Annotated in this window: 23 protein-coding genes; 11 read left to right on the top strand and 12 right to left on the bottom strand. The window is 41.1% G+C overall.

The window, feature by feature from the left end:
* Positions 1–202: 202 nt before the first annotated feature.
* The 3 genes from ACDZ28_RS09290 to ACDZ28_RS09280 all read right to left on the bottom strand — a co-directional run bounded on the left by ACDZ28_RS09290 (position 203) and on the right by ACDZ28_RS09280 (position 3,753).
* The gene (locus ACDZ28_RS09290; RefSeq protein ID WP_375104491.1) at positions 203–1,519 is read right to left on the bottom strand and encodes an NAD(P)/FAD-dependent oxidoreductase; all 1,317 of its coding nucleotides are present in this window, start codon (positions 1,517–1,519) and stop codon (positions 203–205) included.
* 31 nt (positions 1,520–1,550) lie between these two features.
* Positions 1,551–2,858 carry an aminoacetone oxidase family FAD-binding enzyme gene (locus ACDZ28_RS09285; RefSeq protein WP_375104490.1) on the bottom strand — a complete coding sequence of 436 codons (1,308 nt, stop codon included), beginning with the start codon at positions 2,856–2,858 and terminating at the stop codon, positions 1,551–1,553.
* 529 nt (positions 2,859–3,387) lie between these two features.
* Positions 3,388–3,753 (bottom strand): hypothetical protein, encoded by a 366-nt coding sequence (locus tag ACDZ28_RS09280; RefSeq protein WP_042123340.1) that lies wholly within the window; start codon positions 3,751–3,753, stop codon positions 3,388–3,390.
* A 652-nt stretch (positions 3,754–4,405) separates the two neighbouring features.
* Here ACDZ28_RS09280 and ACDZ28_RS09275 point away from each other — a divergent pair.
* The gene (locus ACDZ28_RS09275) at positions 4,406–4,591 is read left to right on the top strand and encodes a hypothetical protein (protein ID WP_375104489.1); all 186 of its coding nucleotides are present in this window, start codon (positions 4,406–4,408) and stop codon (positions 4,589–4,591) included.
* A 59-nt stretch (positions 4,592–4,650) separates the two neighbouring features.
* On the opposite strand, the gene ACDZ28_RS09270 is transcribed toward ACDZ28_RS09275, so the two are convergent.
* From ACDZ28_RS09270 to ACDZ28_RS09245, 6 genes are all read right to left on the bottom strand, one after another.
* On the bottom strand, positions 4,651–4,983 hold the full coding sequence (locus ACDZ28_RS09270; protein WP_375104488.1) for a hypothetical protein: 333 nt from the start codon (positions 4,981–4,983) through the stop codon (positions 4,651–4,653).
* 32 nt (positions 4,984–5,015) lie between these two features.
* Entirely contained in the window at positions 5,016–6,845 is a 1,830-nt protein-coding gene (locus tag ACDZ28_RS09265; protein WP_375105327.1) for a DEAD/DEAH box helicase, read from the bottom strand.
* A gap of 128 nt (positions 6,846–6,973) precedes the next feature.
* A complete protein-coding gene (locus tag ACDZ28_RS09260) occupies positions 6,974–10,027 on the bottom strand; it encodes a type III restriction-modification system endonuclease (RefSeq protein WP_375104487.1) in 3,054 nt (1,017 codons plus the stop codon).
* Positions 10,028–10,042: 15 nt separating this feature from the next.
* On the bottom strand, positions 10,043–12,028 hold the full coding sequence (locus ACDZ28_RS09255; protein ID WP_375104486.1) for a site-specific DNA-methyltransferase: 1,986 nt from the start codon (positions 12,026–12,028) through the stop codon (positions 10,043–10,045).
* A gap of 23 nt (positions 12,029–12,051) precedes the next feature.
* Entirely contained in the window at positions 12,052–12,708 is a 657-nt protein-coding gene (locus ACDZ28_RS09250; RefSeq protein ID WP_375104485.1) for a DUF4391 domain-containing protein, read from the bottom strand.
* Positions 12,705–15,959, bottom strand: coding sequence for a helicase-related protein (locus tag ACDZ28_RS09245; RefSeq protein ID WP_375104484.1), 3,255 nt, complete (start codon positions 15,957–15,959; stop codon positions 12,705–12,707). Before ACDZ28_RS09245 ends, ACDZ28_RS09250 begins: the two co-directional genes overlap by 4 nt.
* 1,054 nt (positions 15,960–17,013) lie before the next feature.
* Between ACDZ28_RS09245 and ACDZ28_RS09240 the strand changes: the two genes are divergently transcribed.
* The 3 genes from ACDZ28_RS09240 (at position 17,014) to radC (ending at position 18,135) form a co-directional block, all read left to right on the top strand.
* Positions 17,014–17,232 carry a hypothetical protein gene (locus ACDZ28_RS09240; protein WP_375104483.1) on the top strand — a complete coding sequence of 73 codons (219 nt, stop codon included), beginning with the start codon at positions 17,014–17,016 and terminating at the stop codon, positions 17,230–17,232.
* A gap of 29 nt (positions 17,233–17,261) precedes the next feature.
* A complete protein-coding gene (locus ACDZ28_RS09235; RefSeq protein ID WP_339245691.1) occupies positions 17,262–17,423 on the top strand; it encodes a hypothetical protein in 162 nt (53 codons plus the stop codon).
* A gap of 103 nt (positions 17,424–17,526) precedes the next feature.
* Entirely contained in the window at positions 17,527–18,135 is a 609-nt protein-coding gene (gene radC, locus ACDZ28_RS09230) for a DNA repair protein RadC (RefSeq protein WP_375104482.1), read from the top strand.
* A gap of 147 nt (positions 18,136–18,282) precedes the next feature.
* Here the strand turns inward: radC and ACDZ28_RS09225 are convergent, their stop codons facing one another.
* On the bottom strand, positions 18,283–18,642 hold the full coding sequence (locus ACDZ28_RS09225; RefSeq protein WP_375104481.1) for a helix-turn-helix domain-containing protein: 360 nt from the start codon (positions 18,640–18,642) through the stop codon (positions 18,283–18,285).
* Between the two features lie 238 nt (positions 18,643–18,880).
* Between ACDZ28_RS09225 and ACDZ28_RS09220 the strand changes: the two genes are divergently transcribed.
* The 4 genes from ACDZ28_RS09220 to ACDZ28_RS09205 are packed head-to-tail and all read left to right on the top strand — an operon-like array spanning position 18,881 to position 20,721.
* Positions 18,881–19,954 (top strand): ankyrin repeat domain-containing protein, encoded by a 1,074-nt coding sequence (locus tag ACDZ28_RS09220; RefSeq protein ID WP_375104480.1) that lies wholly within the window; start codon positions 18,881–18,883, stop codon positions 19,952–19,954.
* Between the two features lie 33 nt (positions 19,955–19,987).
* On the top strand, positions 19,988–20,308 hold the full coding sequence (locus ACDZ28_RS09215) for a hypothetical protein (protein ID WP_375104479.1): 321 nt from the start codon (positions 19,988–19,990) through the stop codon (positions 20,306–20,308).
* Positions 20,295–20,570 (top strand): hypothetical protein, encoded by a 276-nt coding sequence (locus ACDZ28_RS09210; protein WP_375104478.1) that lies wholly within the window; start codon positions 20,295–20,297, stop codon positions 20,568–20,570. The genes ACDZ28_RS09215 and ACDZ28_RS09210 overlap by 14 nt, the downstream gene beginning before the upstream one ends.
* Positions 20,571–20,595: 25 nt before the next feature.
* A complete protein-coding gene (locus ACDZ28_RS09205; protein WP_375104477.1) occupies positions 20,596–20,721 on the top strand; it encodes a hypothetical protein in 126 nt (41 codons plus the stop codon).
* A 326-nt stretch (positions 20,722–21,047) separates the two neighbouring features.
* On the opposite strand, the gene ACDZ28_RS09200 is transcribed toward ACDZ28_RS09205, so the two are convergent.
* Together ACDZ28_RS09200 and ACDZ28_RS09195 are read right to left on the bottom strand one after the other, a co-directional pair.
* Entirely contained in the window at positions 21,048–22,112 is a 1,065-nt protein-coding gene (locus ACDZ28_RS09200; RefSeq protein ID WP_339245674.1) for a hypothetical protein, read from the bottom strand.
* A gap of 274 nt (positions 22,113–22,386) precedes the next feature.
* Complete coding sequence (locus ACDZ28_RS09195) at positions 22,387–22,557, bottom strand: hypothetical protein (RefSeq protein ID WP_339245671.1); 171 nt, start codon at positions 22,555–22,557, stop codon at positions 22,387–22,389.
* A gap of 212 nt (positions 22,558–22,769) precedes the next feature.
* On the opposite strand from ACDZ28_RS09195, the gene ACDZ28_RS09190 reads away from it, so the two are divergent.
* From ACDZ28_RS09190 to ACDZ28_RS09180, 3 genes are all read left to right on the top strand, one after another.
* Positions 22,770–23,264, top strand: coding sequence for a helix-turn-helix domain-containing protein (locus ACDZ28_RS09190; RefSeq protein WP_375104476.1), 495 nt, complete (start codon positions 22,770–22,772; stop codon positions 23,262–23,264).
* Between the two features lie 119 nt (positions 23,265–23,383).
* Positions 23,384–23,635 (top strand): recombinase family protein, encoded by a 252-nt coding sequence (locus ACDZ28_RS09185; protein WP_375104475.1) that lies wholly within the window; start codon positions 23,384–23,386, stop codon positions 23,633–23,635.
* A 169-nt stretch (positions 23,636–23,804) separates the two neighbouring features.
* Positions 23,805–25,349, top strand: a complete 1,545-nt coding sequence (locus ACDZ28_RS09180; protein WP_375104474.1) for a recombinase family protein — start codon at positions 23,805–23,807, stop codon at positions 25,347–25,349.
* The last annotated feature ends 82 nt before the right edge of the window (positions 25,350–25,431 follow it).

Genomic DNA, 25,431 nt, shown 5'->3' with positions numbered 1-25,431 from the left:
AATCCCTATTTCTCTAAGTTTACATGCTATTTTCCAATAGGTATGATTTCCCAGTCAATAAAAAAAGACACCTATTAAGGTGTCTTCTACTTGTAATCCATATGGAGCAGAGCCATAGCAAATCCACAATTAGCCGCTGTGTGTTCAATGCATGCAAGTATTTCACTGCAACGTGCCAAGAGTCCGTAAACCATCTGTCTCCTTACGTGTTGCCATTACGTCGATCAGCAAGTGCCATCGCTGCGGCATAGCCGGAGCTCCAGGCCCATTGCAGGTTATAGCCGCCGCAATCTCCATCGACATCCATCACTTCACCTGCCAAATACAGTCCAGGGACTAACTTAGATTCCAACGTTCCTTCGGTTAGCTCCGTCGTATCGATGCCACCGGCTGTTGTTTGTGCATTAGTAAAGCTATTGGTATCGGTCACTTTAAATTCCCAACGCTTCAATAATTTATAAAATATTTTTTTTGTTTTCCACGAAAGATCCTGACAAAGCAGGTGCAACTGTTGATCAATTCCAGCCTCCTTCAGCAGAACTGGAATCAGTTTCTTGCTGACGATACCTATAAGGGAATCGGCAACCGTCCGGTGTCCGAAGATCCCCCAGTGGATCTCCAGAAAATCAATTAACTCTTCCTCCGTGCGCTCCGGCATTAAATCAACCGACAATGTCACCGATTCTCCTATTCCGAGATTATACGCAGCCTTTCTGCTGAGCTGAAGTATGGGCGGGCCCGAGATACCATAGTCCGTAAAAAGAATCTCACCAGACTCAGTGCGGATGACTTCATTGTTTACGATAACCTGGGCCTCTCCCTCAAATTTGATGCCCGATAGTTCCTTTAAATACGGATAATCCAGCTTCAATTGTACAATGCCTGGCACCGGGTTGATCAGGGTGTGCCCCAGACGTTGGACAAGCGTATAACCGGAGCCGTCCGTTCCCGTTTTGGGAGCGGTAAGGCCGCCTGCACATAGAAAAAGATAGTCGCTGGTATACACAACCTGTTCCTCTGTCTCCGTCTGGCAGGTTATCGCGAACCGCGGATGTCCCTCCGAAACGGTAACATCCAACACTTTATGTTTATAATATACGGGAACATTCCGATCCTCCAGCGCCAGCTTAAATACACCCGGCACCGAAGCCGCCTGCAGCGACATCGGATACATCCGGCCATTCTCCAAGCTTATAAAGGGAAGCCCGAGCGAGGAGAAAAATTCGATCGTTTGGCGGACACCGAATTGCCGCAATACATGTATTGGGAATCCTTCCTGATTACTGTGATACTTGCGTGATAAAGCGGCCGCTTCATCCTTACCGGTGGCGGTGGATTGGTTCGTAATGTTGCAACGTCCGTTACCCGTCGTTATTATTTTCTTCCCAAGCCGGTCATTGCTTTCAATAATTGCTGTATCAATACCTTGATCCCTCGCTGTAACTGCAGCCATTAGACCTGCAGCACCCCCACCGATAATGAACAGCTCGTGGTGCTTAGAAGTCTGATCCTTATACATGTTAATTGATGCATCCCTTTTCCTAATAAATTTATTGAATTGACTTAGCTAGCGCCATGGCGGCCACATATCCGGAACTCCAGGCCCATTGCAGGTTATAGCCGCCGAAATCTCCGTCCACATCCATTACTTCGCCAGCCAAATACAGCCCAGGCACCAGCTTGGATTCCAGCGTTCCTTCGATGAGTTCCGACGTATCAATGCCGCCTGCTGTCACTTGCGCATTCGTAAAGCCATTGGTATCCGTCACTTTAAATTCCCAACGCTTCAAGATTCGATAAAATTTCCCCTTGGTTTTCATCGATAGATCCTGGCAAAGCAACTCTGGCTGTTGATCTAAGCCAGTCTCTTTTAGTAGGACAGAAACAAGCTTCTTATTGAAGATGCCAACAAGGCAATCCGCCACAGTCCGGTGTCCAAAGGTCTCCCAGAGCCTTTCTAAAAACTCAACTAACTCTTCCTCCGTGCGGCCCGGCATCAGATCAACCGACAATGTTACCTGTTCTCCTCTTGCAAGATTATACGCAGCCTTCCTGCTTAGCTGAAGAATTGGCGGGCCGGTAATACCATAATCCGTGAAGGCAATTTCACCCTGTTCACTGCAGATGACTTTACCGTTCACAATGATATGAGCTTGTCCCTGAGATTTGATAGTGGACAGTGCCCTCATATTCGGATATTGCAGCTTCAATTGCACAATGGCCGGTAAAGGCTTAATCAGGGTGTGTCCCAGACGTTCGGCAAGTGTATACCCAGGAGGTTCTTTTCCCGCATTTGGACCGGCAAGGCCACCCGCAGATAGAAGTAGATAGTCGCTAGTATAAACAACCTCCTCCTCTGTCTCCGTTTGGCATTTTATCGTGAAGCGCGGATGATTCTTCGAAACAGTAACATCCAACACTTTGTTATTGAGGTACACCGGAACATTCCGATCCTCCAGCGCAAGCTGGAAAATATCCAGCACCGCTGCTGCCTGCAGCGACATCGGATACATCAAGCCCTCCTTCAATCTTGTAAGCGGAAGCCCGAGAAAGGAGAAAAAATCTATGGTCTGACGGATGCCAAATTGCTGCAATACCGCAAGTGGAAATCCGGCCTGATTACTGTGATACTTGCGCGATAAAGCGATTGCTTCATCTATACCCGTTGCAGTGGATTCATTTGTAATGTTACAGCGGCCATCACCTGTCATTAATATCTTCTTTCCAATCCGGTCGTTACTCTCCAGAATGGCAGTATCGATACCCATATCACACGCAGTAACAGCGGCCATTAGTCCGGCAGCACCTGCGCCGATAATAAACAGCTTGTGGTGCATAGAAGTCTGATTCTCATACATGGTTGGTCATTGCATCCTTTATCCGATTTTCTAAAAGCACAGAAACACTTTATTAAATTATAGCATAAGTGTACTGGTTTTCATTTATATCTACTTATTAACTCATCCCATCCTATGTTTGCCTTTTTTATCCCTATATAGAACCTTAATTTTTTTTTGGTCTTCACAACTTTCACAATTCTAAGACTGAATGAATAGCAATTCCAGAGCTTATCATCTTTAATTACGGGATAAGCACTTCTTCTACACTGCAATTTTAGTTCCATATACGAAAGATACTGGACCTAGCAAGATACTCAGTTTCTTTAAACCGTCATGCATAGTCCAGATCATACTCTGATAATATAAAAAAAGACACCCTTTAAGGTGTCTTCACTAATACTCCATATGGAGCCGAGAGAGTTGAACCCCTGTCCAAAGAGAACGCCACATAAGCTTTTACGAGTGTAGTCACAGTTTTGAAGTCACCCTAGAAGCATTCTAACCAGCCAGAAGGTTTACATAAAGGTTTTTAATTTTTAAGAAGTTGCTAATTGCCTGCGGAATCAAGATACGCTTCAGCTTCTTCTATCGATTCGTACAAGTTTGCAATATCTTTAAACATACGATGCATTTGCGTTTTGTAGAACGCGGTAGGCGCAACATACACCCATTTGTGTTTTGTAGAGATCCCGGCTTTCACAGCATCTTCACCAGTTGGAGCAAGAATTGCCATCACTTCTTGCTTAAATACCAAGCCTCCAGTAATTACAGTCATACCTGTAAACCCTCGCTTAGTTTTCTTCAGTACTCTCGGAAATTGTTCCGCGTACGCAAGGGCATCCTCAACTTCCATACCATCCGATGTTACAATAATTCTGTTTTTATTTTTAACATAATCAATAGTAAAACTCATGATAGTAATTCCTCCGAATGTTTTGCTTTTGATGCTTAATGCCATAATCTTATATCAGTTCGAGCTCTTATAGATGTAATTTCGGAAAATGTGCCACTAATTATTAACTTCAAAGTGAATGATCTAATTTTAGATATAAACAGCATGTCTACAATAATGAACACATTTAGTTCCCCATAATTCCTTGTCTACATTCAGTATACAATTCAACCACTAAACAGCAAAAAACCCGCTATTTAGCGGGTTTTTCTTATGGAGCCGAGCCGTTCATGTTGGTATGTACAAATTCAATAGCAGACTATCGAAATCGAACCATTTTATCCTAATATGCAATCTCCATACTATTTCAATTATTCTATGGTTATACGTTAATATACCTCTTCAATTAATGAAGTTGAAGGTATCATTGTAGAACCATCAACATTGGATGATGATCCCAATGAGCTTATATTATGGCTCTTTTGTTTTTCACTGTTGATTTTCAGGCACATAATAATCGCCTCATAAAAAGCGGTGACTTCAACATATTTCTCCGTTAGCGAAACCGTTATTATTATACGGTTCAACGTAACGTTAAATAAGATAACCTAATACTGTTTGATTTATGAAAGTGTTAGTTGGTATAATTATGTAATTAGGGAGGTGAAAATCTATGGCTACAACATTCACAGACAGATCTGGTAACGTAGTTGATATTGTTCCCAGAGAAACAATTCTAAGCACTGATACTGATGTCGTTACTGGTGGAGTTTCAAGGTATATTATCGAGGTTGAGGATACACCTTATGAGGTCGATTCTCAAACATATGCAGCTGTTGAAAAATATCTGGATAAGTAGTAAAAGATAAACCGCTACATAGAAAAAGGGCCCATGATCATATCCTAGGCCCCCTTTTTCTATAATTTAACTAAAGTTTCTGCTTGCTGAATTTGCTTGGTCAAACTAGCTATCTCTGTTTCCCTATCCCACATCACACTTGATCGTCCTGCTATAATCATTTCTGATTTCAGCAATACCTCATCTTTGTTATACATATATCTGAATTGTAGCGGCTCGCCTGTTTCGTCATCTTTACAGTACATGTCAACGATAATCATTTGATCACGTTTGTAAAGGGAAACCTCATCGTAATTTGCTTCACTAATATTGTTTGCCAACACAAAAGGAGCAACCCCCTTATTGGCAAGAACATGTGCTAACTTCACTTTTAATTCCTGCACATTAAGCAATTGTTACCCTCCTTTCGGTTAATAAACTCATTCTAAAGTCTTTCTGCTAAATATGCCACATATTTTTCAGCCTGCGGTCTTGCTTGCTTGAAGTCAGCAATCGACCATTGTTTTCTTGGATACCCAATCGCCTTCAGCAATTGTTCATTAATTATTTTGACACATAGGCCGTCTAAGGCCAGTTGTGTATCACGGTAATAACCTAACTTTGTAGCAGTATCTTCTGCTTTCCCTTTGGGGTTTAGACCCTTTGCAGTTAATATTTCTGCGATTCCATTTTCAATGTATGATTTTAATTCCTGTCGACGCTCTTTTAATTCAAGGTCAGGTCTTTTCGATTTCGCAATATCTTCAAACGTAGACCCTTCGATCAGTTTAATCATCTCGTCAGTAATCGGAATACCTTTAGACCTTAATGCATCTAATGCTTCTTCAGTCTTACTTCTGCTCTGTCGAATTGCCTCTTCATACGCTTCCAATATGGTTTCATCACCAACAAATGTCTTCAGTTCTTCTCTGAAAGTTTCCGATTGTCTAGCTTCTCCAACATCAAGCTCCGATCCGCCATTACCTTCAGAAGAGCCTCCACCTTCATTCTCTTCGAAAAATCTTTCTAACCTGTCGATGATCTCAGCCTTTTGTTGTTCTTTACTGTAGTACTCCCACAATTCCTCTAGACCGAGTGCATTGTGATATACAAGATGAGCAACGTTATCTATTGAAGGGTCTTTTGCATCTGGAATTGAGCGTAATGCTCTCCCTGCAAATTGAGCGTATGCCGATAAGCTCTTAAACGGTCGGAATATAGATGCAATAGAGATGTAAGGATGGTCGTATCCTTCACCAAGCATACCGACGTTTACAATTACATGAGTTCGATCATTATGAAAATCTACTCTTTCGCGATCCTGATCAGCGGGTTCCATGTCGCTGTGTATAATTGATGCAGGACATCCAGCTGCTTCATATAACTGCTTAATCTCCCTAGCATGTTCGATGGAACAAGCAACAGCAATGATCTTATGAGGAACTCCTGTTGCCTCCCTTTTCTCAGTCATGATTCGAAGACTTCTTTGTACGACAGCTTCACTGCACTGTGTTGAGTAAGCTACAGTTCTTTCCACCCAGTCGCTGTCTTTTAATTTCAATACTTCTTCCAAGGTCACATCTTCATCAAATCCTTGTACCTTGAAAGTCAACTGATCTGGAATGTACTCTTTTTTTACAAGTTGCTTCACATAGCCTTTTATCATTGCTCGACTTAGCGGATATGAATAAATGTCCTCAGCGTAGATTTCTTTCTTGTCTGATCTAAAAGGTGTGCCTGTTATTTTAATAATTTTTGCCGAATTGAAATACTCTTCCATCTCTACCCATGATGCTGCTGGAGAATGATGAGCTTCATCGATAATAATCATGTCGAAAAAATCCCGAGGTACCTTATGCAATAGTGAACTTGCATTGTGGGATTGGAGTCGATGAATATTAGTAATCACTATTTTAGCTTGTTCCAGCGTTCTAGGATCACCTTCATATTCAATGACCTCAGGTAAATTCGTTGGTATATTTATGACTTTACGATTCCACCAAAAGTTATGTTCATATCTTGGATCAAGGCTATCGGTAACCGTATTGCGAATTGTCCGATTCGGAGTAACAATTAGCACCCTGTGCTTGGCTATGCCATAAGGCAGAATAGCCATCAAACCCGTTTTACCAACCCCTGTCGGTAAAGTGACTAATGCTGGTTTATGATCAACAGGAGATTCAAAATATTCTTTCACTCTCAAATATCCTTGCACTTGTGGTTCTCTTAGATTGGGATTTCCCTCAATGTGAGCAAATGTAGATTCGAAGTACATATAAACCCCCCGATAGTTTGTTGTATTACATACTTCCACATTATGCCTCAAATTCCTGCCAACCAAGAGTACTATGTACAATTAAAAGCCGAAGATCAAATGAATGACCCCCGGCTTTGTACTAGTTATTACCCTTTTACAATCTCCATTAACTTCTCATAGCTGTTAACAACATCATACTTCAATTGATCCGAGTTCAACTTAGCAAAATGCCTCCGTGCACATTCAATCTTCGCCTTCTCGACTTCACGCAACTCCATTGAGTCCAAAGAACCTTTCGTCTCGGCAATAAAGTAGATGTGCTTCACGTCACCTTCTTTGAATACAATCGCCCAGTCCGGGTTGTAGTCGCCGACTGGAGTCGGGATGTAGAAGCCCCTTGGCAGCTTCGCATATACGCTTACTTCCTTGCTCGTATCCAGCTCTTTCGCAAAAGCTCGCTCGATCTTGGAATCCGTCACCACATAGTCGTAAATGTGCTTCTCTACTGCTATCGCATTTTGACCAAGCTGTCCCTTCAGCGTGTTCTTCGTGAACACATCAGTATCGAATGTATCATTGATCACATCATAAGTGATGGATTCAATGATAGTCGTCGCTTTCTGCTCATTGATCAATCTGGATGCCCGAAGTATAAATTCTTCAGGATTCTTCTGAAACAGCATAAATTTAGCCTGTGTGATGCCTTTCAAGATAGCAGCAATCGTTTTCCTAGTGAGCTTTGTTTCATCCATCATCTTACCGATCAAGTCGTACTTAATCTTCGATGTCGCAGGACTGTGAACGTATTCTGTCTGCGTCTCCCGCTGTATGAATGCTCCACCTTGCTTCAGTTGATCACGGGATTCGATCTCGTTCATTTCCCCGTGCTTGATGGAATAACGTATGGAAGGTACGTCTAAGCTCATATCAATCGCCATGACACACTTCCGTACCAACTCTTCTGAGTCGAACTGAACCGTGTATACCGATCTCTTATTGATCCGGTTCCATAATTCCTTGAACTCTTTCTTGTAAAAGTTGCTGTTCACTGTGATGGATGGAATCGTATTCTTCCGATCGTCACTCGTCATATCCGATTTGCCTTCAACGTAGATCGATTTGACAAGTTCGATAAGCTGCTCCTGGTACCCATTGAGTTCATCGGGCAGTTTGACGGATTGTTCTTCTACGGCAGCAAAGTAGACATCCGTCAGATTGTAGTCATCATCGGTATAGCAGTTACGAATGAATGCATTTTGCAGCTTGGTCGCGAGTCTATCGTCAATCTTCAATTGTTCACCGCGGGCATTCACAAGGACTTTTTCCAAGAAAAAGCCATTATCCGCTTTGCGTGGTCGATCCGACAACGTAGCGGCAATTTCACTTTGAAGTTGCTTGGCAAATTGCTCATAGGATTCACTGGCTACAACAGTCAATGCATTGATCTCATGAACATCAATACCCGGAATACTAGAGTCGATCCGTTCACCATACTGATTCACGCATAGTCGCAGTCCACGTCCAACTTCCTGACGCTTCTTGATCGTGGAGTCACTATGCTTAAGCGTGCAAATCTGGAATACGTTCGGGTTGTCCCAGCCTTCTTTCAACGCCGAGTGAGAGAAAATAAACCTCGTCGGTTCCTCGAAGCTGAGAAGTTGCTCTTTATGCCGCATGATCAAGTCGTATGCATCTACATCATCAGAATCCGTTTCTCTGGCTGATACTTTAGAGTCAATAAACCGACTGCTCTTTTTATCGATCGAAAAGTATCCTTTATGCGTATCCTTCACTTGGATTGCATTCAAATATTGAATATAAGGATCATCCACAAACAGTGACAATTGTTCGTTCAGGAGCTTCATGTATTCTTCTTCAAAGATATCCGCATAATCACCGTTCTGTTCATTGCCGTCTTTATCATACTGCCGATACTTGGCAACCTCATCGATGAAAAAGAGCGATAGTACTTTAATCCCCTGGTGGAACAATACTCGCTCCTTCCCGAAGTGAGATTTCAGCGTCTCTCGAATCTGGATTCGACGGAAATGAAGTTCACTGACATCACCCTGCACGTCTCCAGCGTACAATGTGACACCATTAGTGAAGCTGATGCTGTTTTTCTGTCCGTTGATTTCTGATACTTGGTAACCTTTATACTGCTCTAAATTGTCGGATAAATCGTAGAGTCTATCGCCAATTTTAATCTTCCTTGATACTTGGGTCAATCCGGTCTTGGTACGTTTTTCATATTCAAGTCGAGCTACAGGAGCATGCTTGTCACTAATATCAATACCTTCTAGGTACACGTAACTGTTCGTTCCGCTAGTACCTTTAACTGATATACCTTTTACGTTAATCTTTTTGACGAGCTTCATATTATACGCATCCAGAGCATCAAGACGATAGACTTTGTTGTAATCGTCCCGATGAGTTGCCGAATATCGCAGCGTAAACAACGGTTTGAAATCTTTCAAAGCCTCTTTTGTTTTCAAACCTTCCACAGATTGAGGCTCGTCGATGATCAGGATCGGATTGGTGCTCGCAATAACATCAATTGGACGCCGGGAGTTAAAGTCATCCAGTTCCATTGATATTCTTCTTGCATCCTTACCCCTCGCATTAAACGCCTGAGAGTTAATAATCATGACGTTGATCCCAGCATCGCTGGCAAACTTCTCAATGTGATGCAATTGCTTCGAGTTGTAAACGAAATATCGAGCTTTCGACCCATACTCCGCCATGAAGTGATCTTCGGTAATCTGAAACGTCTTCAGTATCCCTTCGCGAATAGCGATAGAAGGCACGACGATTATGAATTTGCTCCAACCGTACTTCTTATATAACTCGAACATGGTACGGATATAGGTGTATGTCTTCCCCGTACCGGTCTCCATTTCGATCGTTAGATTGTACTTACCCTCAAGTTTCTCAGACAATTTCAATCCATTGTTACGTTGTGTCAACTGAATATTATTCAAAACTTCCTGATCAATCAACTTGATTGGATTGTTTTTGAAACCATATTCGGATTCATTGCTTTTCGCTTGTTGAAATAGATCTCCGATTTCCACACTTTTCTGCCGCCGACCTTTATCAAGCGTAAAACGAGAGGATTCGTTGGGTTGTCCTTGAAATACGTCAACAATACTCTTAACCGCATCCATTTGGAACTGCTGATGTTTAAATTTAATTTTCATCGCTGTTCATCCTCCTTACAACACTTGTATTTCTGTGCTTGGAGATAGTAGCTTGAACAGTTCTTCTACATTGATACGTGTGGAATCGTCTTGGAAAGAACTATCGCGGAATACAACGCGAAGTGGTTGATCCTCAGCGATTTTCTTGATGACCGAATCTGATACTTCATCATCAAAGCAAGCAATCAAGGAGTTGCCTGCTACGTAGTGAACGGTTTTTCCTTCAATCTCTCTGGACTCCATAGGCAGTGAAAGCTCCAGTCCACACTCCAGCATCACTTGGATAAGCAAATCTTCGCCAGTACGGTCTTCCTTGATGTTTGATGCCACATCATCTAGATTCAATTGGCCCAGCTTGTCCGGCGTGTAGTAGACATCTTTCATGTTGCTGGAGTCTACCCGGTATACACGGAAGCCGTAATCGATGTCTTCTCCTGTTTCTTCTTTTATTTTCTTAGCAGCACGGCGGATACGTTCTTTGCCGATTTCACAAATATTTTTGTATCCTGCTTTGTAAGCTTCTGAATCAACGGGTGTCTCTTCAGGGAGTTGCACCATAATATACTTACGCTCTTTATTATCTTCAGCGTTTGAATTCATAACTGCATGAGCTGTAGTTGATGAACCAGAGAAAAAATCTAGTACTATGTCCCCTGGTTTAGTCTCCACTGATTTAATGATAAGATTTATAATCGATGTCGGTTTGGGATATGCGAAAAAGCTTTTACCCTCAAAAATCCCTTCTACTTCCATACCGCCATCGCTTTTATAACTAAGGACCGAACGTAACAACAACGTGTCTACATCTTCTAGATATTTAATTAGACTAGGTTGAGTGTTTTCATCTTCAGCAAACCATATTTGACCACACATATAACTTCCATTTTCTAACTTAATTAAGTTATCATAGTTAAGGTAATCGTCGAAGGTGCTCTTTTTCCATCTCCAACCTCTATCTGGTACTTTTGTTGGCTTTCCAGTAACAGGGTGTAAGACATCGTATCTTGGACCAAAGGTATTGCCATTGGGCCAACTAAGATTAATCTTTCCCCAAAGTTTATAGTTTTTATCAAGTGAATTATATAAAGTTATTCCCCGGTCATAACCCTTTTTTTCATATAATTTTCTAAGTTCTTTTTCAGCTTCTTTGATGGGGGTATTATTTTTTTTGAGGGATTTCAGCAATTCATTTATCTCGTCCAACCCCTCCTTGGCCATCGTAAATTTATAGTTATAACTATTCGATTTTACATAGATGAGAATATACTCATGAATGCTCCCAATACCTTTGTCATTCTTCGGTATTCGCTTATTCCAAACAATGGACTCAACAAAATTATCAGACCCCATTATTTCATCGCATATTTTTCTTAAGTTATCCACTTCCTCATTACCAATACTGATAAATAACACTCCGTCTTCCCTTAACAGATTTCTCGCAATTTTAATTCGAGAATACATCATTGTTAACCAATCACTGTGAAAGCGACCATTTGATTCGGTATTCTGGAAAAGTCGATTTCCATCTTCATCAATTTGACCTGATTCTTCTAAGTATTCATCACAAGTTTCATTAAAATTATCTTTATATATAAAATCTTTTCCTGTATTGTATGGAGGATCAATATAAATGATTTTTATTTTGTTTAAATACGATTCTTGCAACAACTTCAACACCTCGAGGTTATCACCTTCGATATACAAGTTTCGTGTATTTTCCCAATCATCACTATCCTCTTTTGCTGGCCTTAATGTTTTGTCAATAGAACTATTAGCTTGAAGTATGGCTTCTTTTTTCCCAGGCCACGTCAATTGATACCGCTCTTTTTCCCCTTCAACAAGATAGTCGGACAGTTCCTGCCTCAACAGATCAAAATTAACCGTCCGTTTCACTTTTCCTTGTTCATCCCTTGCCTCGGTGATTACGTTAGGAAACAGTTCGGCAATCTTATCGAAATTGACCTGAGTCATATCAGCAGATTTCATTGTCAGTTTATTCATTTTACTAGTAGACCTCCAGTTACTTAGTCGAGAAGTTGATTCAGTTCTTTACGTTTACGTTGCAATTCCATATTCAATTCGACCTTGCGATTGAACTGCTTTTCCCCGCCAATCTTAAACTCCAGCCTCTTACATTCTAGCTTCAGCTCATCTATGCTTGCTTGTAGCTCCAAAACGGCTGATAGCTCGATTTCCGGCTTTGTGCTGATTGGTAGCAGTTGACGGATGATATTCTCATAGACGGTTTTTAGATTAAGTCCTTGAACGATGTTTAGCTTTAAATCTTCTACGGATTGCCATTCCGATTCATGATAAGAACGTACAACAGATCGATTATCGTCGGTTTGATTTCGTTCCTTGTAGGCGATAGCGAGTTTTACCTGATCCTCATACAAAATGACATGCAATATAGGATAAGGGATGGCCTTGTCGATGCTCCGCAACAGATCCAGTGAGTAGGCTTGCTCCTTCAAATGAACCTCAAACACCTGAACTTCCTCAATGTCATCTTTCGGTTCCAAATGGATCGTTTCTTTGGATAGTTTGTGCTTCCAAATGATCGATTCGACTTGCTCAGTAAACAGTTCCTTCAGATGTTTGTTCGCATGGAGTTTCTCATGAAATTTGTTCTTCGGTATTTTGCGATTCACAAGTGTGCTTGATGGCAGTTGTAACATCATGCATTCACCTGTCGGATGACAACAAAAGTAATGAGTTCAAAGTCTTCAAGCCCTTTGAGCGAATCAATTAAAGCCGTAGTGCCTCCTGAGCTAAACAGGCTATCCAGATCGCCTTCTTCCTTTACCTGAACAATGGAGCGAATCGCTTCCTCCAACAGCATCGAGTAGGCATCCATCTTCCTGCCGTCTTTGGTTGCTTGATTGAAGCTGCGGCAAGCATCCAGAACGGGTTCTGCTTGTCCTCTACACAGTGCACGTAGAACATCGAGTGTCTTCTTGACATCCATATGATTAATTACGACTTCACCATCATCACTCATGTAGACCAGATAGAAGGGGTGCAGACGATTCTGCTTGTCCGGGTTCAATTCTTCATTCACATTCCGAAGAACGATTATGATCCCAGGTATTAATCCCTTATCTTCATCAGCAGAAACAACGGTATGCAAACCGCTTGGCACGGTATCGAGTTCACCATTCTCTTTGACGTAGTTTACCAAATCCATACGGAAGTCATTAAGACCTAAGTCCGTTATGGATACCCCGGTATTCATGTCATCTAAGTCGACAACTTCCTTCTGTAAGCGATTAAGCTGCTGCTTCCGGTACTCCAGATCGCTAGACTGATTAAACAGGACATTGTCATCACCGGTTGCTGTCATATCCATAATCACCATGCGATTCTCAACCCGTTCTTTCAATTGAATGTATTCATCCAGTGTCATGTTAGGCCAGAAGTTCACCAACTGAATGGATTTGTTTTGGGAGCCTATCCGATCAATTCGCCCAAACCGCTGGATAATCCGTACCGGATTCCAGTGAATATCATAATTGACGAGAAAATCGCAATCCTGTAAATTTTGCCCCTCGGATATGCAATCGGAGGCAATAAGCAGATCGATCTCGCCTTTTTCATCAGGCATTGTAAGCTTCTTTTCTTTGGATCGTGGCGAGAAGCAGGTCAGCAATGTACTGATGTCATTCCGCAAACCAGCAGTATTCTTATTTTCATCACTTCCGACAATTTTGGCGGTATCAATATTGTATTTTGTTTTCATGTACTCGGATAAATGGGCGTACAAGTATGCCACTGTATCGGTGAAAGCACTAAATACGATGACCTTCCGATTGTCCGAATTAATTGGCTCGCTAATTTTCTTATCGATGACTTGTTTCAAGGCATTTAATTTCTCATCATGTTCAGGCGTTATTTTCTGCATTTCTTCGTGAAGGGTAGATAGAATATTATAGTCGCTCGCCAAGTCTTCTTTCCATCGAAGCACATCCATATCGGAAAGATTAATCTTAATCGTATCTCCGATGGAATAGTCATCATCAAGCCAGTCATCATCATCAAGACTAGCATCTTCTATTTCTGTGTATCCAACTGGATCTGATTTTCCACTTTGCTCATATGCCTCAATTTTCTCCAGTGTCTGCTCCAGCTTGGAAATAATCTTGGACAGCGTCAACCTAAACGATTCTACTGAACTCTCTAACCGTTTAAGCAAGTTGATCCTCATCAGAATCTGCAGGCTGCCTTCCCGATCCAACTGCTTGAAGCTCCCGCTTCCACCCTTAACACTTGTATCGTACAGTACCTCATACTTTCGCAAGCGACTTGGTTGAATATACTTGAAAGGAGCATAGATGCCGAGATTAATTCTGGACAACTCCATAAAGATATCATTATACCCAATGACATCCGTTCTGTCTGTCAGATCACAGAACTTGGATATAGGCGTTAATCGCTTAGGGAATTCACCGATTTCCTCCGCATTGTAATACTTCTGAATGTGCTTACGAGAACGAGCGATAGTCAGGCTATCCAAGAGCTCGAAGAAATCAAAGTCCAGCATACCAAGCAGGGTCTCTGTCGTACGTTCAGCGGCATCGAGCTTGGACCATTGGTTAAAGGCCGACTGGGCTCGCTTAAAGATATCGTTGATGCCTCGCTCAGTGCCTAGCTTATTATTGATTTCTTCAGGGTTTCCTTCATACGCCAAAGCAAGCTGGTTGCGAAGATCCATAAATTTGTTGTTCACCGGGGTTGCCGACAACATCAATACTTTAGTCTTTACGCCGCTCTTCAGTACTTTCCGCATCAGCTTCTGATACCGACTTTCTTTGTCTTTCTTCGCTTCATTATTACGGAAATTGTGTGATTCGTCGATCACGAGCAGGTCATAATTGCCCCAATTGAGCCGATCAAGAGGGATGTCGTTAGACTTTCCCCTCTCACGGGAAATGTCAGTATGATAAAGTACATCGTATCTTAATCGATCAGCGTACAGAATATTATTGGTCACGTTCTGTTTATAAGTGAGCCAGTTATCGGCAAGCTTCTTGGGACACAGTAATAAGACAGATTTGTTACGAAGTTCATAGTATTTGATGATCCCGAGAGCCGAGAATGTTTTACCTAAACCTACGCTGTCGGCAAGAATGCATCCATTATATTTTTCCAGTTTATTGATCGCACCTAGTACAGCGTCTTTCTGGAAGTGGTAGAGACGATTCCATATTTCCGTTTCCTTGAAGCCGGTTGCTTCGTTTGGCAGTATATCTTCTGTAATGTCTGACAAAAATTCATTAAAGATATTATATAGAATGACATAATAAATGAACTCAGGAGAGCTCTCTCTATACACAGATGAAATGTGCTCTGCTACCTGGTCGGTAACGTCTTCAAGCTTGCTCTTATCGTTCCAAAGCTGATCGAATAATTCAAAGTACATTTTTGTAAATGGAGCCTCATTTACCTTATTGACCATCTTTGAAAGAGCGTTACCTTTCTCATAGCCCAGGTCAACCGTAGTAAAGCCGTCTAACGGCATGTAAGTTATTGATTCGTCTCCAGCTTGTAGATTTACCATCCCTTGCATGGTACCCGAAGTACGGTTTGATTTGAATGTAACTCTCTTCCGAATCCAGTCTCCACACTCTTTGGCAATTGATTTCAATGTCATTTCATTCCTAAGCCGTATTTCAAACTCTGTGCCGTATAAACTCTTTTCCCGGCTTCGCTTGGGAATGTAGAACTCCCGTTTTTCCTTTTTGAAGCTATCAGCAACAAAAGCAGGCGAAGTGAAAATAAACCGCACTTCGTCTACTTGGTTCAACTCTTTCAGTAACGCCTCATAGACATATATTGAAAAGCATGATGCCGCAATGGACAGCTTTGACCCTTTTTTAATGGAGTGTTTGAGATCGTCACCAAGGAGCTTGTCAATATTGTTAATTACTTCCATAACTTTCACCTCTTGTCTTTGCAACGGCTACATTATTCTTAGTTCGACATTGTAATCTAGGATTCCTGTATATCTAGGGCTATGAGCCTAACTTAACATTCTTAAGAATTCTCGCTGCGATTCTGCCATCTTCCAACTCAGAGTTTCTAAATAATGCTTAAAACCAATGACTCATTTAAGTGTACATTAGGAAGGAAGCATTCGAGAAATAATCAAATTCACCGTCTCCAATTTCCTGTTACCTCATCATATAAAGGTAACTCCCCTTCGGGGCATCATTAGACTCTATACCCACCCTGCGTTCAGATTTCAATCAGCTTAGACACCTACTCTATCATTTCACCACATCAATAAAACTCCATATTTTATTAATTTAATCAAAACACTTATATTACCTACTACTTCAGTTTAAATGCACACATTCGCCTAGCATTTACATATCAGTAACAGCATGTCTATTCTTTAATCCCTGTAATATCTTTATTCTTGAAAAAAATATATTATTTGATACTCACAAACTATCGTTTTTCCGTTTTGGAGAAACGGCTTTTTTTGAGCTGTTTTTTCTAAATATTCCTAAATAAAAATACCTATTACGAAATCAAAAATACTAAATATTTCCTGACCCTTCCAGGTTAATTATAAAGAAGGGTCTATGAAGAATTACTGCCCGGGGGGTGTCATTTGAAATCTGTGTTTATTCACTTATTGATGCAGGCCATTTGAGATGTTCTTTTTGCATTGGATAAGAGAAAGGTGAATTATGTGACTTTAGAGTTCGGGGCAACCGAAGAGGAGAGTGTCTAGGCTTTATACCAAAAATGGTAAAAACCTCTTCTGGTGTTCTGCTTCACAGCTTTCTCCCATTTTTGGGAGAAAGGTTACGAGTCTAAGAGTAGCAGGAAGAAGCTAACCTACATGAAAGGAGGTGAACTACGGGTTGAAGAAGGTTTATCAAACTATACAGTTTGCTATACCTCTACAGCAGTTAGTCATGGTCAAATCACATTCACCAAAAACGGCGAGGGTGCATCCATGAGAGGAGGTGATAGCGATGATCAAAAAACAAGGTCTTCCAGAAGACGTAACCGTGTTAATGCGGCAGCTAGTCATGAATGGCCACATACGCATGGCTGGCACTGTGCTATACACGTACTTTATTCGATGTTGGAAACTGGATGATGAACGTGCAGCTTACTACATGCGGCGTTACTTTGAAAAGTACTTCGCTCCGCAGTTGCAGAGACATCTTCAAAAGCTTAACAAAGTGTGATCTTTCATAAATGTGAAAGGAGAACGTCCATGTATCAATCAACATCAGGTAAAATCTGTACACAGAGTACACATTTTCGTGATTCTCCTGAAGGCCGTAAGTACATGCAATTGCTCGTTGTATCTGTCCTGCATCAAATGAAAAACAACCAAACAAAAAAAGGTGGCTCGCACAAGGAGCACACCAAGTAATTCAACTTATCATCAGCTTACCAAAAATATAGATCGCCCACAAGCAGGAGAGGCCACTACGGTCTCTTCTGTTTGCATTTCAACCTTATGGAGGTCAATCGACATGCAATCATATCAAATGAACACTCTGAAAGTCCTACTGGCTAATACGCTCTATGAAAACTCGGAGGGTTATGTAATGGAAGAACTATTCAATCGTTACTCGACGTTATCTGAGCTCTTTGATGTTACTGAGCATGAACTGCTAACTATAAGAGGAATAGGAAAGGCTAAATCCCGTCAAATCCTATCTGCTCTACAATTGGCCCGTGCTCTGAATGCACCAACTCAACAGGTATACACCATACGCTCTCCTAAGGATGCAGCAGACCTCATGATGCCGGAGCTCGCCTACTTGCAACGTGAGCACTTTGTAGTGCTGTTTCTGAATACAAAGAACAGAGTGATAGGCAAAGAGACAATTGCTATTGGATCACTCGATAGTTGCATAGTATCCCCAATGCAGGTCTACAAAGCTGCTGTTAAAAGAAGCTCTGCTGCGATCATAGCCATTCACAACCATCCTTCAGGTGACCCTACGCCTTCACGAGAAGATATTGCTCTTACTGAACGTCTGGTGAACGCAGGAGAGATTATGGGGGTACAGCTTTTGGATCATCTAATTATCGCTAATGAGAACTATTGCTCACTAAAAGAGCGTGGCCTGATGTAGCTCCTTCACTGTTACGTTCGAGCCGCCCTTGACACGGAGCCTCTGCCGCCATGATACGAGGCGATAAGGCGATGCCATGAACCAGCATCGCCACGGCATCAGCCTATCATGGCGGCCCCTCCGTATAAAGGGCTTTAATGTTGGTTTTTATTCGTTGTTGTGCTGCTCCTGTTTGAAATGTGGCAACATAGCCTTGACAACATCTAAGACCATTTGCTTCTGCGGATCATCCAACCCATTTGTTAGTAATGCGAATTGAAGGGAAAATGTATCTCTTTCCACACTGTCCAGTGTTGCCTTAAGCAAGGTATCGGTAGAAACATTAAGAGCAATGGACAACCTTACTAAGGTCTCGACAGAGAGAATCCGCTCGCCACGTTCAAGCAGTCCCATGTATGAAGCAGATATCCCTACGCTTTCTGCAAGCTTTTCCTGAGTCAGGTTGTATTTTAGTCGCTCTTCGCGTACGCAATTTCCAATGAGTTTGTAGTCAATTTTTTCATCCATGCTACCATTCCTTTCCTCCCACGAATTTAGAGGAAAGTGATCGAAACAGTAACACACTGAAAGAATCATTATTATATAACCATAAGCATTGACGTATATTGGTACATTTTGTATGCTTGTGAAAAAAGCTGCCTGATTTTGTCGTAGCCTAACTCAAGGAGGAGAGAAAGCCAATAACGCTATTAAATTGATGACATTTTGCTCTCAAACCAATCAAACTGAAAAAGAGGTATCAGAAATGCAGAAACGATCAATCTTGTGTGCAACAATCTTATTAATGGCGGGTGTAATCGCTGGCTGCCAGTCTAAGGAAGCTGAAAGCCCCTCTTCTCAGCCCACTTCGCTGTCGGTTGCTAATAAAGAAACCGAAACTCCACAAACAAACAAATCCGACTTAAGTATTAATGAGTTCTGGGATGCAGTGCAAAGCGGCAATATTGATTCGGTGACCGCTTACATCGATCAAGGGGTTGATGTCAACGTTCAAGATCAGGATGGCGTTACAGCGATTATCATCGCAGCGATAAACAACGACTATAAAATTATTGAACTACTCTTGGATCATGGTGCCGATGTCAATATCAAAACAAATGATGGGGCTACAGCACTCAGTTTCGCTGCAATGGAAGGTAGCGAATTAGCCGCAGAAAAGCTTATAGAACATGGTGCCAATTTAAATGAACAAGAGAACAGCAAGGGAGATACCCCAATAATGCTTGCTATAAAGGAAAGCCAGTCTGAAATTGTAAAGCTCCTTTATAAGCAAGATATTGACCTCCAAATCAGAAACAATGAAGGCAATACAGCTATTGAGATGGCGATAGCATTGAATAATCCCGAAATAAATGAATTTCTTCGATTAGGCGAAGTTAACGGGGAACCTACATATTACACGTTGGAATCCTTAGAAAGTGGTCCGAGTGGTATATTTAGCTCTGATATTCCTCTACTAGATTATGACGTGGACTCGGGCGAGTTTGTCCCTCTTACAGACTCAAGTCATTCAGAAGCAGGACCTGATCAGTATTATGAATGGATGATAGGAAAATGGAAGGGTACGAATGGGATGGGCGAAGAAATTACTTTTGAATTCCTTCCCGACAAATCTTTTTTATCGCGATCCGTTACCGATAATGTGCAGGTAGTCGGCTACTATTTCTTGAGTGAGTCTGACCCAGGACTTACGGAGATGTACACAGGGGAACATGAAAAAATGTTCTTAGGGGTACGAAAGATAATGATGCCTGATGCTGATACGCTCTGCCTTACAGATCTTTTAGGAAACACCAAACGCTTAATGAGAGTAAAGTAGCAATTTTAAATACCACAGACAGGAGTGACTAAAATGAAAAAAGTTATAGGTTGGGTATCATTGCTGCTTGGAGCATGGATTACTATTGCAGGAATATTAGGAACCAAATCGGATCAATACAAAGAGGAAGCGTACTTTAACGGCATGTATGGCAATGAAACTCATTCAACAGTCATCATGGCGATTGTTGCTGGTATCGTCCTCCTTATTGTCGGAGTTGTACTTATTATGAAAAAAGCAGATGCTTCCGGCAATCAGCCTACTAAGGTCAATACAAGCCAATCCGAAGAAGGTACCCAGTTTGACGAGTTGTTTTCCAGCGTGAAAGAAAACTTTTCTGATGACCAGAAGTAAGGTTGTCGTTACAGTAGTCTGTATCGTTCTGGGGGCGTTTATTGGCGGACTGATCAGTACACAAGAAAGCGATAAGAAGCAAAAGGCCATTGCTATGATGTCTCAGGTCGCAGAGAATACCGGATCAATGAAGTTCAGAGCAGGAGCTGAGATTGGCCGTCAGGAGATGCAGAGCGATAGAATTGCTGGTTACGGCATTGGCGGTATCGTTGGCGGCGTTGTTGGGTTGATATTCATTACTGTGACCCGTAAAGCTTCATAGTGAATAGATAGCGTGGGGGAAGCATTTGAACAATTTTCTAAAAGGATATGTTGTAATTGATACTGTGCTTTATATTGGCGTCTGTATCGCAATGATTGCGTTTGGCGGTCTATACTTCATCGCTGAACTAGTGATGTTAGGGATTGGATAATGCTGCATAAAAAGCGTGCTCATCGCAAAGATTCAGGTTTTTGGACGAACTGGATTTGTGGCACCACAGTCGGTCATATTGCAGGGGCTTTTCCGGGCCCTGGGGTTATTGTTGCCGCACCGCTTGTCCAATTTGGTTTTATGTATTGGTTTTGATAATTCTCTAATTAAGTATAGTAAAGTGGATCTCACCTCAAATGGGTAAGGTCCACTTTTACTTTGACTGAAATAGGCCCACAGAGTCACCAGTTTGATCCGTAAGAAGCCTTTGCCACTATAACTGATAATTAGGAGACATAACTGAACAAGCAGCCTCTCACGATGCATTCAGTGTGTTTCTTCTAATTCTGATTGCATCCTTGAGAGTATGAGCTCACGTGGATTTGGTAAAAAGGTAATATCCCAGTTACGGGGGATCGTAACTGGATTAATTCCCAACAAACGGATTTTCTTTATATTATCGTTGAAAGCTTTTCTACTTCCTTTAACAATAGTCCCCCCACCAATGTCTACTCCTTCTATAAACTGTACTCTTGCCTTTTCTATACTTCTTGTTTTTGCTATTAACTTCAAAGTATTCAAGATTGTCTGCTTCGTTCGGAACTGAAGATTCGCTCGGTCTACGATTGCTCTTGCCCCATGAAGACTGTAAAAGTCACCAGTACCTATGCTTTTATCGTAGTAATCCAGTATCAACTTGTTAGAGAGAGATGAATCAAGAAAGTGTTCAATGCTTTTACTATCAAATCCCTCTCTTCGCTTGATATAGTCTGTTTTACCTCGTTGACATTGTATCTCGAATCGCAGCATATTGGTTGCCTCGTTCTGCTCTTTATTTGTCATTGTCTTATCCAGTGCTAAGAGATGTTTTTCAAGCTGATCAAATTTATCGTAGAAGTTCAGCGTCACAGAGTTGGATTTCATGTAGGAGCTCCCTTTCTTCTTAATATTAATATTGTAATGATGGCTTGGAAGCTTACAGCGTTGAAACAGGGCTACATACGCACTGACATGTTCCGTAATGACATCCATACAGTAATCTATCCTTCTACACGTCCACTGATCAAAATCAGGTAAATCATTTGTAAAGTCCCCAAAGATAGTGGACTTACGTTCATTAAAAGCCGCAGCAATCCGATGCGTCTCTGAGGCCTGAGTGGATAGGATTGTTTCCTGATTATCTAACAAGACCTTTGTATTCAACCTGATTACTGCAAGCCTGATAATCATGCCGTTGATATCAATGCTGTTCAACTGGACCTCACGAAATCCATAGTTCCTGAATTCTTCCGTCTTCTGGCTGGCAGAGATAACTTGCATACCGAACTCTCTTCTTAAAGCATAAAAAATGCTAACCTCTACTCTGGTTGTCAATTCAATAGTGTGTAGCATAGACGTACATCCTTTCTGATATAATGTGCTTTGGTAAATGCAACAACGACTGTCATCCCTTCTACAGTAAGCAGTTTGCCTACTTATAGGAGAAAGAAACAGTCGTTGTCCTGAAGATATTTTCTTTTCTTTAATAGCCTCTGATCTGTTTGTATGACAATATAAATGTGTCAGTTTTGTGAATCCCCCCTCGTTGTCTCTATCGCTCATAGTTCTTCCTCTTTTGTATGTAAATCTATCTCATTATTAATCCTCATTAGTGTATGAAAAGTGTTCAGTCACCCGAAGTTGCATTAGACGTGCTGTTCAGAAAGCCCTGTAGCAAACTTTCAATTACAATCGACTCATTATAATCGTCCGATAACAGCATCTCACCTATCTCCTGATGGGTCTGAGTTCCACTTTCCCTTTGATAGGTAGTTGCGATGATTCTTTTCCTACTCAAATGGAGTCCTCCCATACATTCAATTTACACACGACAGTCTATCATCATTATCCAGATAACAAAAATAAACTTTTCTTTCTTTACATAATAGAATATTATATTTGCTCATTAATTCTAACTATATCTAATGTATACTACCAATTTCAATTATTGATATATACGTATTTTTTAGTTATTGTAATCTAACAGATATCAATTAGAGGAGCGATTTTATGAGCTTTATGAGTTTTGGAGTTATTCTACAAGCATTAAGGAACAAGCGAGAGATTGGTGTAAACGAGCTTGCACGAATTTCCGGAGTGCCAGGCAGCTACATAAGTAATTTAGAAAGGGGAAAGAAAGAAAATCCTTCTACCGCTGTTACCAGTAAACTCATAAGAGCACTAGGATACACGGAGGAAGACCTGACGAAGATCATGGCCGAGCTAGTAACAAGCGGCGAGAACTCACTTGATGTTGATGATCAACTTGAACGAGTACTCACTGATATGAAGAGGGAAAGCCCTATTGTGTTGGACGAAGATAAAGGGGAATTACTCGAAAAACTATGTTTTACTCCAATTACACGAACACTGTTACAATATTCGCAATATTTATCACGAGAAGATTTCATTTTTATTAGCAGAAGCGTCGAGGACCTAGTGAAGCACTTGTCCAACCGTAACAAAACTGATCAAGCTAATCCAATATCTCGAGAGGAAGATTAATTATGAGAGCTGTAGCTTATACAAGTAACTTTATGTACAACACTGTTAGCCAAATATCTACCAGAGAACAACTATCAGCCATTGAGCAATATGCCCAAGTGAACTGAGTTGAGATATTAATGGTCTATACTGATTTGTTCCGCGATCGTATCCATGATCAAAAACCCGGATTACTCTCAATGATGGAAGATATCAACACTCAAAAGTTTGATGCAGTGCTGATTTATGATACAACATGCCTAATAAGAGACCCTCATGAGCTTCTTTATATGGAACAAGAACTCTCAGTTAACAATGTCGAATTGATTTCAATAAAAAACGAAGTACCGTTGGACTCTGATAAACAACAGCCTGAATTCGCAATAATCTAAAGCCTATTGAAGGCATATCTGAATTCTATTCACGAAACTTAACAGTAAAATAATGCAGGAGCTAATATAAACTATATTTGTATATTATGCTTTTAGCTCACACGCACCAAATCACTACGGCATGCCTAGCGGTATGCCTTTTTCTAATTAATTATTGGAGGCCAATCAAATGATAAACGCTGTAATATACGCTCGCTATAGTTCTGATAACCAACGTGAAGAATCTATAGATGCCCAAGTAAGAGCTATCAATGACTACGCAAGTCGGAACGGTTATCAAATCATCAGAGAATATCGAGACGAAGCCCGGAGTGCAACTACCGACAATCGCCCACAGTTTTTACAAATGGTTAAAGATGCAGCCAGCATGGACTTTCAGGCTATAATTGTGCACAAGCTAGATCGTTTTTCACGTGATAGATATGATAGTGCCGTATATAGACATCAGTTGAAAAAGTACGGAGTTATATTAAAATCAGTACTGGAGAACCTCGATGGAAGTCCTGAGTCAATAATTCTGGAAAGTGTCCTTGAAGGCATGGCAGAATACTACTCACAAAATTTGAGCCGTGAAGTAAAGAAAGGCTTAAACGAGACGGCACTGAAATGCCAGCATACAGGTGGTAAACCCTCTCTCGGTTATGATGTAGGGCCCGATAAAAAGTACATTCTCAATGAATCTGAAGCCGAGACCGTACGATTTATCTTTCAAAGATTTGCTGAAGGCTATGGTTATAAGCGATTAATAGGTATGCTGAATGAACGTGGTTTAAAAGCCAAGACTGGTAAACCATTTAGTCAATCTACATTACGAAGTATCCTCACAAATGAAAAATATACCGGCATGTACATCTTCAATCGGTCCAAGGGCAGGAAAAAGTGGAGTCAAATAAAAACCGAGGAGGATATTATCAGAATCCCTGGAGGAATGCCCCAGATCATCGATACAGATTTATTCAAAACAATCCAAGAGAAGTTAAGGAGGAGTCAAATGAACGCATCAAATAAAGCAAAGGTGAATTATTTGCTCAGCGGTAAGATCTACTGTTCACAGTGTGGAGCCTTGCTATCGGGCCATACCGCAAAAGATGGCCGAAACAAGCATGAGTACTCAAGATATCATTGTGGAACAAGACGGAGAGCCGGAGATTGTGATCTGAAAGCCATCAATAAAGATTTCATAGAGAATCTAGTAATTGAAGATTTGCAGAAAAACTTGTTGAATCCTTCATCAATCCAAAGTCTGGCCGATCAAGTCATTGAATTTTATGAGAATATGAAGAAGACGGATACCATTGATGTTAAAGCCTTTCGGGGTAGATCCAATGATATTCAAAAAAAGATTGATAACATCATTGATCATATCGCCAATGGTACGGCCAGCACAGCCCTGACGGATAGATTATCTAAACTGGAGCAAGAGAAAGCGGAGATAGAAGCTATAATTCGTGATGCCACACGTAAGTCCTTGAAGCTTAACATAAGCCGTGATATGGTCATTCAATACTTGGAAAAAGATATTGTCGCAATAAAAAACAAAAATCCGGAAGATCTTAAAAAGATCATCCAGACTTATGTTAAAAAGGTCGTCGTCTCTCAGGAAACCGTTGAAGTATTCCTAATTGTACATACGATAGATGGAGCCGAGGCACAATTATTTAAGGCCACAATAACCCGAAAATTGCTACTTAATAACAGTGAGCATCGTCTTTAAACACATCATTTAGGTATAAATAAAAAGATATTTCTAAGTGACCTCATTAACTATAATTCAATGCAAATCCTACTCCTTTAAC

This window comes from Paenibacillus sp. RS8 (assembly GCF_041956825.1).
Lineage (GTDB): Bacteria > Bacillota > Bacilli > Paenibacillales > Paenibacillaceae > Paenibacillus_AQ.
The sequence above is the reverse complement of the archived record's forward strand: the minus strand, read 5'-3'. Positions and strand labels throughout refer to the sequence as shown.